This is a genomic window from Actinoplanes rectilineatus, assembly GCF_000962825.1.
GTDB lineage: Bacteria > Actinomycetota > Actinomycetes > Mycobacteriales > Micromonosporaceae > Actinoplanes > Actinoplanes rectilineatus.
Map to the genome: position 1 here is coordinate 22,476 of NZ_JZKF01000094.1, position 12,252 is coordinate 34,727.

Sequence of the window (12,252 nt, forward strand, 5' to 3'; positions counted from 1 at the left end):
TGACTGCGGGAGGTTGCGGTGTTCGCGGGCTGGGGATCACGAGTCACCCGACGTCGGTGGCCGGTACTGATCGTCGCGCTGGTCGCGGTGCTCGGCGCCGGTGTCTGGGGCTTCGGGGTGTTCGGGCAGCTCACCGAGGGCGGTTACAACGACCCGGGAAGTGAGTCGTCGCGGGCCGCCGACGTGGCCGCCACGGCGGCCGGTGGGCAGGGCGGTGACGTCATCGCCATCTACCGCCCGGACCAGGGCGGCATCGACGACGCGGCGCTCGCCGAGCGGATCACCGCACGGCTCGCGGCACTGCCCGCCGACGCGGTCAGCGCCAAGGTGTCGTACTGGGAGACGAAATCCGCGGCGTTCGCCGCCGCGGACAAGTCGAGCGCGGTCGCCATGATCACGCTGGTCGGCGAGAACGACGCGGACAAGCTGGCCGCGTACGCCGGGATCGAGGACGACTTCACGGTCCCCGGCGCGAGCGTCGAACTGGCCGGCGGCATCCCGCTCGCCCACGCCTCGACGTCACGGTCCACCGACGACCTGGTCTTCGCCGAGATGATCTCGCTGCCGATCGTGCTGGTGCTGCTGCTGGTCATCTTCGGTTCGCTGGTCGCCGCGTCCCTGCCCGTCGTGGTCGGCGGCGCCGCGGTCCTCGGCTCCCTCGGGGTGCTGCACGCGGTCGCCCTCACCCACGAGGTCAACTCGTTCGCGGTCAACGTGGCCAGCCTGCTCGGCCTGGGCATGGCCATCGACTACGGCCTCTTCATGGTCGGCCGGTTCCGTGAGGAGCAGGCCAAGCACGACACCGCGGAGGCGGTCCGCCGGACCGTGGCGACCGCCGGGCGTACCGTGCTCTTCTCCGCCACCCTGCTGATGACCGCCCTGGCCGGCCTGCTGCTGTTCCCGCAGGGCTTCCTCAAGTCGCTCGCCTACGGCGGTCTCGCGGCCGTCTTCCTGGCGATGCTGCTGTCCCTGACGCTGCTCCCGGCGCTGCTCGCGATCCTCGGCCCGCGCGTCGACAAGCTGCCGGTCCGGCTGCCGTTCACCGGCAACGGCGGCGGCACCGGCTGGGAACGCCTCTCCGGGGCCGTGCTGCGCCGCCCGCTGCTCGTGGCCGCGCCGATCCTGATCGGACTCGTCCTGCTCGCCCTACCGATCACCGGCGTCCGCTTCGGCGAGGTCGACGAACGTACCCTGCCGGCCGGCGACCCGTCCCGCATCGCCATCGAGACGCTCAAGGCCGACTACCCGCAGTTCAGCGCCGACGGTGTGCAGGTGGTGGTGCGTACCGCCGACGGCAGCGAACCGGACGTGACCACGCTGACGCAGGCCGCCGGTGCCGTGCCGGGTGTCGCCGCGGTGACCCCGTCCGGTCAGGGCCCGGGCGTCGTGGTGCTGACCGCCGCGCTCACCGACGGCGACTCGTTCAGCGACGCCTCCCGCCAGGTCGTCACGGACCTGCGCGCCCTCACCCCACCCGCGAACGCCGAGATCCTGGTCGGCGGCACCACCGCCCGCAACGTCGACAGCCTGGAGGCCATCGCCGGCAAACTGCCCCTGATGATCGGCCTGCTGGCCGGCGCCACCCTGATCCTGATGTTCCTGGCCTTCGGCTCGATCCTGCTGCCGATCAAGGCGGTGGTGATGAGCGGCCTCAGCCTCACCGCCACCTTCGGCCTGCTCGTCGCGATCTTCCAGGACGGCCACGGCGCCGGGCTGCTCGACGTCACTCCCGCACCGCTGGAAGCGGGCATCGTGGTCCTGATGGCCGCCGTCGTCTTCGGCCTCTCCACCGACTACGAGGTGTTCCTGCTCTCCCGGATGGTCGAGGCCCGGCTCAAGGGCGCCACCAGCCGCGAGGCCGTCACCGCCGGCCTGGCCAGCACCGGCCGCGTGATCACCGCGGCGGCGCTGCTCCTGATCGTGGTCACCGGCGCGTTCGCCCTCTCCACCGTCACCACGATGCGCTTCGTCGGCGTCGGCATGATCATCGCGCTGGTCCTGGACGCCACGGTCGTCCGGATGCTGCTGGTCCCCGCGGTACTCGCCCTCTTCGGCGACGCGGCCTGGTGGGCGCCGGGGCCGCTGCGGCGCCTTCAGGAGCGTGCGGGCCTGGCGGAACACGCCGGCGAGGAGGACGACGACGAGCCCACCGGGCGGCATTCCCTCCTTCCGGGTACGCCTCCGTCAGCTCCCGAAGGTCCCCCCACCCCGAGCCCCGCGGCGACGACGGCGGCGCCGGCCGCTCCCGCCCCGCCCGCCGGCCCGGTTCCCGCGGCTCCTCCCGTCCCGTCCGACACCGCGATCGTTCCCGACGACCCGGCGGTCGCCGTCCCCGACGAACCGGACGTCGCTGTTCCCGAGGATCCCGCCGCCACCGTCACCACCCTCGTGGCGCCCATCTCGCCGGTTCCGACCCACCCGTCACCCCTGACCCGGAGCCGGGCGACACGAACCGATCCCGCCCAGCCCGCAGCGGCCTACCAGGATCCGGCCGTCACCCAGCTCAACCTGACCCGGGACGACGAGACGTCGATGAAGCGCTACGAGGCGCTCCGCGACCTGGACAACCCCGGCAACGAGACACCGGCGAAGCCGTCCGAGGCGCTCGGCGAGGTCGAACACCCCGACGACAAGCCCACCGCTGCGGAGAAGCCCTCCAAGCCGGAGAGACTCTCCAAGCCGGAGAAACCGTCCGAGGAGTCGGCGACCCACGCCGAGGCGCTCGGCGAGTCCGGCCGCCCGGCCGAGAAGACAGAATCCGGCCGCCCGGCCGAGAAGGCACCGGACGAGCCGGACGACTCAGACGCGAAGAGCGACCCGAAGCCTCCCGCGCTGACCGGCACGATCGCCGATCCCACCCAGTACCTCACCGTCCTGGCTCTGCCCGCAGGCTCCTCGCCCGCATCGGACGCGGACGTCAACAGAACGGCCATCCTGGACTACGAGACGGTCCTCGACTTCCTCGCCGAGAAGGAGTCCTCCCACGAGGCCACCCGTCTGGTGGAGGCGGCCGGCCGTCAGGACGCCCTCTCCGGCCGCAAGGACACTCCCCCCGACAGCACCGAGCCCCGGGCCACCCCCGACGCCGGCACCTCGCCCGGTACCGCCGAGGCTCTTCCCGGCACCACCGAGGCCCTTCCCGGTGGCACCGAGGCCCTTCCCGGTGGCACCGCCGAGGCCGGCCCCGATGCGATCAGGACCGACGAGGCCGAGACCGACGTCGAGGTTGACGTCCTGGACGTGCCCGTGCCGGAGGCGACCACCGACCCCGGTCCGGACGCGACGACAGTCCTGCCGGTGTTCGCCGCCGCCGAGGTCCAGGTAGCCATCTCCGCCGAACCGGTACCCACCTGGTCCGCCCTGATGGAAGACCTGTCGGTCCCCCGCGCCGAGCCCACCGGCACAGAACCCGAACCAGACGAGCCCACCTCTCAGGATTCCCCAGCCCCGGAACCTCAGCCCGAGGAACCGCAGGCCGAAGAGACCCTGCACGAGGAACCGCAGGCCGAAGAACCGCAGGCCGAAGAGACCCTGCACGAGGAACCGCAGTCCCCGGAGCAGGTGCCCCAGGAATCCGATTCTGCGGAGGCGCCCCAACCGGCCGGAAGCGACGACATCTGGGCCGAGGTGGATGCCACCCTGGCCGCCGGCGCCGCGGCGATCGAGGCAGAACCCGAACCCGAGACCCCCGAAGCCGAGGAGTCCGAGCCGAAGCCCGAGGAACCAGCCGCCGAAGAGCCGGAGCTGGCGACCGAGCTCGAGGAACTCGCGCAGCAGGAGTCCATCCAGGACCTTCCCGAGACGGTCCCCGCCGAGCCGTCCGAATCCGCGGCGAATGAGACGGCTGAGGCTGAGACAGCTGAGGTCGTTGAGGCAGTTGAGCTCGTTGAGGCAGTTGAGCTCGTTGAGGCAGTCGAGGCAGTTGAGCTCGTTGAGGCAGTCGAGGCAGTTGAGGTTGTTGAGACAGCTGAGGTAGCCGAGGTAGCCGAATCGGACGAGGTAGCCGAATCGGACGAGGTAGCCGAATCGGACGCGGACGAAGAGTCCACGCCTGCCGAAACGACGGACGAGGTTGCGGCGTCCCCGTCTGTGGAGGCCGACGAGCCTGCGGCATCTCCGCCTGCGGAGCTGGAGGAAGCTGCCACCCCGACAGCCGTTGAGGCGGTCGAGGACGTAGCCGTTGATGTCTCTGGTGATGTCTCTGATGATGTCGCCGTCGATGATGCGGGCACCCGCGAGGCTGCCCCGGATCCGTTCGCGTGGCGGGCGGATCCCCGGCTGGCGGATCTCACTTCGGGGGCGGGTTCGTTCGACTGGTTGTCGCAGCGCAAGCCGGAGGCGGAACTTCCCTACCCGCCCAGCGCACCCCGGCCCGCGACGCTCGACGACTGGCTGGTCCGCACCCAGAGCGGCGACGACGGGCCGAGCGCCGCCACCGGTCCGACCGCCGCGGGTTCGACCGCCACCGGTTCGACCGTCAGCACACCCGAGACGCCCACCACACCCGAGACACCCGCCGCGCCCGAGACACCCGCCACATCCGAGGCGCCCGCCGCGCCCGAGACACCCGCCGCTCCCCAGCGGGCCACGCCCCCTCAGCCGGCCACGACCCCTCAGGCGGCTACCACGCCCGAAACGCCCGTGCCGATCGCGGGCACCGCGAGCGAGCGGCAGCGGCGGCCGCACACTCTTGACGAGTGGCTGTCGGGTGGGTCCTCGCCGATCGAGCCGGTTTCTCCCGCTACGGACCGTCCGGCGACCCTGGGCGACCTCTCGACCGGACGAAGCACCGAGCCCAGCACCACGGAACGACGCCCCGTCGAAGCCGAGAACATCGTGACCGGGACCGCCGCGAACCAGGGTGTCGAGGGTCAGGATCCCGCGGGTCGGGGTTCCGGTGTGACGGGGGGCCGCAGGGCGGCCGGCACGCCGGCGCGGCGGCCGCGGACGCTGGAGGATGCCGAGCCCCGGCGGAAGAAGGACGCCGAGTCCCGCAGGACGCGGGGCGAGACGCACGAGGGCGGGCGTCACGCCGGCCCTCCGGCGTCCACCAGTGGCGCGGGCGATCACTCGTACCCCGAGAGGAGCCGGCGCCCGGCATCGCTGGCCGACCACCCGGGCACGAAGCGCACCTCGCGCAAGAAGGACGACGAGCCGGACCACAGCCCCGACGCGGGGAAGTGACGGGTCCGCGTTCCGGGGGAAAATCACCTCCCGCAGGCGTGACCGGCATCCTTGCGGGATGATGCCCGGCGGCCGATAGGACCGCCGGGTCAGTACAGTGCCTCCGGTGGGAACAGAGGGCCCCGCGGTGGGATCAGACAAGGACGTGGGAATGACCGGCAGTGTCGCTGCGGGCGTGGAGCCGGGTGTGGAACAGCGCTTGGGACGGGGTGGGGGACCGAGCTCGGACCGAAGCGCCGGGCAGGGCGCGGCATCGGGTGCCGGGCCGGGCGCGGAGCACGGGCCGGAACGGACTCCGGACCTGGATGTAACGCTGGGCGCCGAAACGGACATGGTCCCCGGCATCGAGCCGGAACGGCTCGCGGCCTGCCTCGCGGTGATCGCCGAGGCGGAGGGTCTGCCGCCGGAGCACCCGGACGCGGTCGCGGTGCGGCGGGCGACCGCCAGCCTGTTCAAGACGGTGAAGGTGCAGCGGCGCAAGGACCGGCGGCAGGCGATGCTGGCGCACGACGACGCGGTGACCGCGTCGACCGCGACCGGCGCGCCGGGACGGATCGACGACGAGACCGCCGGCATCCCGTTGAAGAGCACCGTGCGCGGCGCGTCGGCGGGTGTGCTCAAGCAGGCGCGCGGGTGCTACGTGTGCAAGCAGCGGTTCACCGTGGTGGACGCGTTCTACCACCAGTTGTGTCCGCGGTGCGCCGAGCTGAACCATGCGCGGCGGGACGCGCGCACCGACCTCACCGGCCGGACCGCGCTGCTCACCGGCGGGCGGGCGAAGATCGGCATGTACATCGCGTTGCGGCTGCTCCGCGACGGGGCCGATCTGACGATCACGACGCGGTTCCCGCATGACGCGGTCCGGCGGTTCACGGCGATGCCGGACAGCGGTGACTGGATGCACCGGCTGCGGGTGGTCGGCCTCGACCTGCGGGATCCGGCCCAGGTGGTGGGTCTGGCCGAATCGGTGGCGGCGCGCGGGCCGTTGGACATCCTGGTGAACAACGCGGCGCAGACGGTACGCCGGACCGCCGGCTCCTACGCGGCGATCGCGGCGGCCGAGGCCGAGTCGCTGCCGTCCGGTCCGCTGCCCGAGCTGGAGTATTTCGGGACTGCCGGTTCGTCGCCGGCGGCCGCGCTGACGTCGGGTGTGACCACGTTGACGCCGCAGCAGATCACCGAGATGGCGCTGACCGCGCGGTCGGTGGCGATCGACGCGGGTGGCCTGGTGCCGGACACGACGTCAACGAACAGCTGGAGCGACCGGGTGCACGAGGTCGACCCCCTCGAACTGCTCGAGGTGCAGCTGTGCAACGTGACCGCGCCGTTCATCCTGGTCAGCCGTCTGCGTACGGCGATGACCGCGTCCTCGTTCCCCCGGCGGTACGTGGTGAACGTGTCCGCGATGGAGGGGATCTTCGCCCGTGGGTACAAGGGTGCCGGGCATCCGCACACGAACATGGCGAAGGCCGCGCTGAACATGCTGACCCGCACCAGTGCGGAGGACATGTTCGCCGACGGGATCCTGATGACGAGCGTGGACACCGGCTGGATCACCGACGAGCGCCCGCATCCGACGAAGATGCGCCTGCACGAGGAGGGGTTCCACGCGCCGCTGGACCTGGTGGACGGGGCGGCCCGGGTGTACGACCCGATCGTCCGCGGTGAGCGGGGCGAGGACGTCTACGGGTGTTTCCTGAAGGATTACGCGCCGGTCGCCTGGTAGGACGACGGTGACACGGCGAGGGCCGCGCCGGAGTGATCCGGTGCGGCCCTCGTCAGTCCGCGATCTCAGAAGCCGCCGCCGAGCACGGAGATGCTGACGCTGCCTTTCGGCCTGTCCCAGTTGCCGGGGCCGCCGGGTCCGCCAGGTCCGCCAGGGCCGCCAGGGCCGCCCTTCGGGCCGTCCCAGTTACCCGGTCCGCCGGGGCCGCCAGGACCACCGGGTCCCCCGGGTCCGCCGGGGCCACCCTTCGGACCGTCCCAGTTACCCGGTCCGCCAGGTCCGCCGGGGCCACCTTTCGGGCCGTCCCAGTTACCCGGTCCGCCGGGGCCGCCAGGACCACCGGGTCCCCCAGGTCCGCCGGGGCCACCCTTCGGACCGTCCCAGTTACCCGGTCCGCCGGGACCACCGGGGCCGTCCCAGTTGCCCGGCCCGTTCCGGAACGGGTGCTTGTAGGGACCACCGATGTGGTAGACCCCGACCACCCAGTCCGGGCGCTCCGGCCAGTCACCCGGCCAGCCGCCCCGCCAGTCCCGCCACCGCCAGTTGTCCTGCTCGACCTCGAGCACGGTCACCCAGCCGTATCCGGGAACCCGGGCGTTGTAGCACCGGTAGTCGTCCCAGGCGCCCCGCCGCTCGCCGATCCAGCCGGCCCGCTGGCAGCGGCGCTCGGACCGGAAGTAGCCGACCACGTAGTCGTCGTCGTAGGGTCCCTGGACCTGAGCGGTGCTGCTGCTCCCGCCGGGGGTGCTCGTGGTGGCCGCCGGAGCCGCCTGAGCCGGTCCGATTCCCATCATCGCGCCCGCGGCCACACTCATGCCCGTGAGCGCCACCATGCGCGTCACATCATTCATTGCCAACACCTTTTTCGACCACATTTGCTTGACTCCCTCAGCCCATCACGGGCGATAGCAGAAATCAGGCGTTTGCCGAAACCGGGCCGTTCGGACGATCCTTTCCGTGGCCGTGCGGACATATTCCGGCCGATCATGTTTCAAGCGCGTGGAACCTCTTTCCGCAGCTCTCCACAGGTACTTGCCAGGCGCACGGCGGCCACCGCGTCACCACGGGGACACTTATATGCGAAATGCAGAATCCGTGTTTAACGCGCCTTGACCGGGAAATACGAGATTCCGAATCAGTCGGGTAACGCGAGATATGCCTCGCGCAGAACCTCGTTCACCGGACGTCCTTCATGGGTGAGCCCGGGCGGATCCAACTGATCCAGCAATGCATCCGGGCGGGCGCCGGCCGGCGGCTCCACCGGGTCCTCCGGGCGGACCTCTCCCCAGAAGGCGTCCGGATCGGCCGGGTCGACGAGCGGACGCTCCACCCGGCGAGGATCCGACGCCGACGCCGAGGTCGAGGTCCCGGTCGAGGCCGAGGCCGAGGTCATCGAGTCCACCGCCGCCGACTCCCGCAGCCGCCGCAACCGCATCAGCAGCTCGTCACGCTGGCGCCCCCGCCAGGTGAAGACCTCGAACGGATCACTCTCGAACGTACGAGCCAGGGCGTAACACATGGCCGCCAGATGGATACACGGCATCGGCCACCGCTCGCACGTACAGTCCATCGCCACCTCGTCGAGCGACAGCGGCAACAGCCCGAGACCGGCTTCGGCGAACACCGCCTCGATCCCGGCCGGCATCCGCCCGTCGAGCAGGTCCGCCACGAACCGGGCCTCCGCGACCAGGGCCTTCTCCACCCGGGACCAGTCGGCCGCGCCGAACGAGCGCACCGCGATCCGGGACCGGAACGCCACCGGGTCGTCGGGGCCGCGGACCAGCGCGACGGCCAGGCTCCCGGACACGGTCAGACTGCGGACGTGCCCGGCGCGTTCGTCGCGGCGGCCCCGGGCGAACGTGGGCCCCATCCGCAGCGACTCGAACATGCCCAGGAAGGCGAGTGGCAGGTCAGTCAACGATCGCCTCCGGGGCCAGCGTGACCAGGTCACGCAGTTCGGTGGTGGACAGCCCGGTGAGCCAGCCCTCGCCGTTGCCGACCACCCGTTCGGCGAGCACGCCCTTGTCGGCGATCAGCCGGTCGATGCGTTCCTCCAGGGTGCCCAGGCAGACCAGCGTGTGGACGTGCACGTCACGCCGCTGGCCGATACGGAAGGCCCGGTCGGAGGCCTGGGTCTCGGTGGCCGGGTTCCACCAGCGGTCGACGTGCACCACATGGTTGGCCGCGGTCAGGTTGATCCCGGTGCCGCCGGCTTTCAGCGACAGCACGAACACGCCCGGCCGGGTGGCCTGCTGGAACTCGCTGACCATGGTGTCGCGGGCGCCGCGCGGGGTGCCGCCGTGCAGGTACCGCACCGGCACGTTGAACCGCGCCGCCAGATGCGGTTGCAGCATCGCGCCGAACGTGGCGAACTGGGTGAAGCACAGCACGCTCTCCCCCGCGGCCAGCGCGTGATCGACGATCTCCTCGAGCCGTTCCACCTTGCCGGACCGGCCGGGCAGCGCCGAATTGTCCTTGAGCAGCAGCGCCGGGTGCACGCACGCCTGTTTCAGCTTGGTCATCGCGGCCAGTACCAGGCCCTTGCGGCGGGTCTCGCCGGGCTCCTCGAGGTGCAGCAGCAGTTCGTCGAGAACCGCCTTGTAGAGGCTGACCTGCTCGGTGGTCATCCCGCACAGGTGGCGGACGTGCCGTTTCGCGGGCAGGTCACCGGCGATCCCCGGGTCGGCCTTGGTGCGCCGCAGCAGGAACGGCCGGGTCGCCTGGCGCAGGCGGGCGGCCGCGTCCTCCTCGGCGTGGCGTTCGATCGGCACGGCGAACCGTGCCCGGAACGTGTGCGCCGAGGCCAGCACGCCGGGGTTGAGGAAGTCGAGGATCGACCAGAGTTCGGCCAGCCGGTTCTCCACCGGGGTGCCGGTCAGCGCGATCCGGTTACGGGCCGGCAACCGCCGCACCGCCCGAGCCGCCTGCCCGGCGCTGTTCTTGATGTGCTGGGCCTCGTCGAGCACCACCCGGTCCCAGTCGATCGCGGCCAGGGCGTCGATGTCGCTGACCGCCGTGGCGTACGTGGTCAGCACCACGTCGGCGCCGGCCGCCAGCGAGGCCGGGTCGTCGCGCCCGGCGCCGTGCAGCACCCGCACCCGCAGCGAGGGGGCGAAACGTTCCGCCTCACGCTGCCAGTTGCCGAGCACCGACAGCGGACAGATCAGCAGCGCCGGACCGGCCCGATGATGCAGCAGCAGCGCCAGGAGCTGCACCGTCTTACCCAGCCCCATGTCGTCGGCGAGGCAGGCCCCCAGACCCAGGGCGTCCATGAAGGCGAGCCAGGAGAAACCCCTTCTCTGGTACGCCCGGAGCACCGTCCCCAGACCCTCCGGCTGGTCGAGCAGCTCGAGCCGGGAGTCGAGGCGCCCGGAGAGCAGGTCGGCCAGCCAGCCCTCGCCCCGGGCGTCGGTCACCGGCAGCGGCAGCTCCTCGGGCGGCAGCAGCCGCGTCACCTTGAGCGCGTCGCCGGCCGTCATCGTCCCGCCGCCGCGCGCCAGGAACCGCAGGCCGGCCGCGAGCCGGCCGGCGTCCAGGAACACCCAGCGCCCGCGCAGCCGGACCAGCGGCACCTTGGCGCGGGCCAGGTCGGTCAGCTCGTCGGCGGTGAGCGTGCGGCCGCCGAGTGCCAGCCCCCACCGGTAGTCGACGATCTCCCGCAACCCGACCGCCTGGTCCCGCAGCACCGTGGCGACCGGCTCGCGGCCCCGCACGTCGAGCGACAGGCCGAGCCCGGGACGGCGCTGCCACCATGCGGGCAGCAACACGCCGTAGCCCGCCTCGGCGAGCACCCCGGCGTGGCTGAGGAACCGGTGGGCACCCTCGGTGTCGAGCAGCATCTCGGCCGGGCGCGCCTCACGCAGCGCCTCGGCCAGGCCGGGGAACAGACGGGCGGCCCGGCCCAGCCCGGCGAGCAGCCGCTCCTGCGGATGGTCGGTCCACCGGCTCAGCGGCGAGTAGTGGTCGCTCCAGACCTCGGCGGCCGACACCAGCACACTGGGCTCGTCGGTGGCCTGGAGCAGGAACTCGAGACGCCACGCGTCCTCCGGCAGCGGCACCTCGTCGGGCATCACCGGCTCGTGCTCGCGCGGGTCGGACAGCCGGAAACAGACCCGCACCCCGGCCCCGCGGGCGGCCTGCTCGTGCCAGCCGTCGAGCCGCCGGATCAGCTCGTCGAGCAGCGCGGGCGCGGCCGCGAACGCGGGCTCGCCGGTGAGCGCGGCCAGCCATCCGTATCCGGCCAGCTCCACGCCCGCCTCGGCCAGCCGGGTCCGCACCAGGCCGTCGACGAGCAGTTCCAGCGCGCTCCCGGCCAGGTCGGCGGCCGCCACGGTGGGGTCACCGGCCCGGCACGCGGGCGGCATCCGCTCGATCAGGGCGGCCTGCCGGGCGGTGTCGCCACCGATCAGAACCGGTCGCCAGTAGGCCACCGGCCGCGCGCCGTCGGCCCGCACCAGCGGCAGCACCCGCCCCCGCCGCACCAGCGACGCGGCGAACGCGCACAGCTCGACGAGCCAGGCCGCCGACGGCGCGACCCGCCCCTCGAACTCGGCGGTCACGTCGGCGTCGACGAACGGCACCGCCACCACCGGCACCCGCCAGGTGCGCGCCCGTGGACGGCCCTGCCGCGGGGGCAGTCCCAGCTGCGGCGAGGCCAGCGGACCGGTACTGGTGGACGGCAGCATCACGGTGACGCCGTCGCGTACCTCCCCGGCCGGCAACTCCCCCGCGGCGACCGCGAACGGATGCCAGGGCGCATACCCCCGCCGCGGCCGCTGCACCGCGGACGAGACCCCACCGGCCGACCTGCCCGGCTGCCCGGCCACGCCAGGCCCACCGGACGTGGCCGCAGGCGCGCCCTCGCGGGACGGGTCCTCGCGGGACGGATCATCGCGCGACGGATCATCGCGCGACGGGATCGTGGGGGCGCCGCCGTCGGACTCGGCCCAGAGAAGCAGGGAACCGTCGCGGGCGACCAGGCCGTGCAGGACGCGGACGCCGGTTGCGAGCATCGTGCTCATGCGGGGACCCCGATCGTCCCGGGCCACACCGTCCGGGAACGACCGCTCTCCGGCGGCGTCGTCATCCTCATCAGCACGCCGACGACTCTAGACACGTTTCGCGGCCAGCGTCCCCGTGGTGACTTGGGGCACGCAGCCCGCCCGAATTCACCACGCCCACCACAGGCGTGGTGACTTCAGGCGCCCACCACGCCCGTAAACAACACACCACCACGGGCGTGATGACTTCAGGCGCCCAGTGCGCCCGTAATCAACACACCACCACGGGCGTGGTGACTTCAGGCGCCCAGTGCGCCCGTAATCAACACACCACCACGGGCG

At 72.3% G+C, this 12,252-nt stretch carries 5 protein-coding genes; 2 read left to right on the forward strand and 3 right to left on the reverse strand.

Translation table 11 applies throughout. The features are described 5' to 3' along the window. The first annotated feature begins 18 nt into the window (after nucleotides 1-18). Nucleotides 19-5,184, forward strand: a complete 5,166-nt coding sequence (locus WH85_RS52520; protein ID WP_063775593.1) for an MMPL family transporter — start codon at nucleotides 19-21, stop codon at nucleotides 5,182-5,184. Nucleotides 5,185-5,515: 331 nt separating this feature from the next. Then, on the forward strand, nucleotides 5,516-6,910 hold the full coding sequence (locus tag WH85_RS39395; RefSeq protein ID WP_045747250.1) for an SDR family NAD(P)-dependent oxidoreductase: 1,395 nt from the start codon (nucleotides 5,516-5,518) through the stop codon (nucleotides 6,908-6,910). A gap of 65 nt (nucleotides 6,911-6,975) precedes the next feature. On the opposite strand, the gene WH85_RS53910 is transcribed toward WH85_RS39395, so the two are convergent. The 3 genes from WH85_RS53910 to WH85_RS39410 all read right to left on the reverse strand — a co-directional run bounded on the left by WH85_RS53910 (nucleotide 6,976) and on the right by WH85_RS39410 (nucleotide 11,931). Beyond that, nucleotides 6,976-7,761 (reverse strand): hypothetical protein, encoded by a 786-nt coding sequence (locus WH85_RS53910; RefSeq protein ID WP_211275590.1) that lies wholly within the window; start codon nucleotides 7,759-7,761, stop codon nucleotides 6,976-6,978. A 284-nt stretch (nucleotides 7,762-8,045) separates the two neighbouring features. Further along, nucleotides 8,046-8,828: an SWIM zinc finger family protein gene (locus WH85_RS39405; RefSeq protein WP_052721136.1), complete on the reverse strand. Its 783-nt coding sequence runs from the start codon at nucleotides 8,826-8,828 to the stop codon at nucleotides 8,046-8,048. Beyond that, the gene (locus WH85_RS39410) at nucleotides 8,821-11,931 is read right to left on the reverse strand and encodes a DEAD/DEAH box helicase (RefSeq protein WP_045747252.1); all 3,111 of its coding nucleotides are present in this window, start codon (nucleotides 11,929-11,931) and stop codon (nucleotides 8,821-8,823) included. The genes WH85_RS39405 and WH85_RS39410 overlap by 8 nt, the downstream gene beginning before the upstream one ends. Nucleotides 11,932-12,252 lie beyond the last annotated feature (321 nt).

Coding starts and splice junctions, on each gene's coding strand:
- WH85_RS39410 (WP_045747252.1), bottom strand. CDS start 11,931: ATGAGCACGATGCTCGCAACCGGCGTCCGCGTCCTGCACGGCCTGGTC.
- WH85_RS53910 (WP_211275590.1), bottom strand. CDS start 7,761: ATGAATGATGTGACGCGCATGGTGGCGCTCACGGGCATGAGTGTGGCC.
- WH85_RS39395 (WP_045747250.1), top strand. CDS start 5,516: ATGGTCCCCGGCATCGAGCCGGAACGGCTCGCGGCCTGCCTCGCGGTG.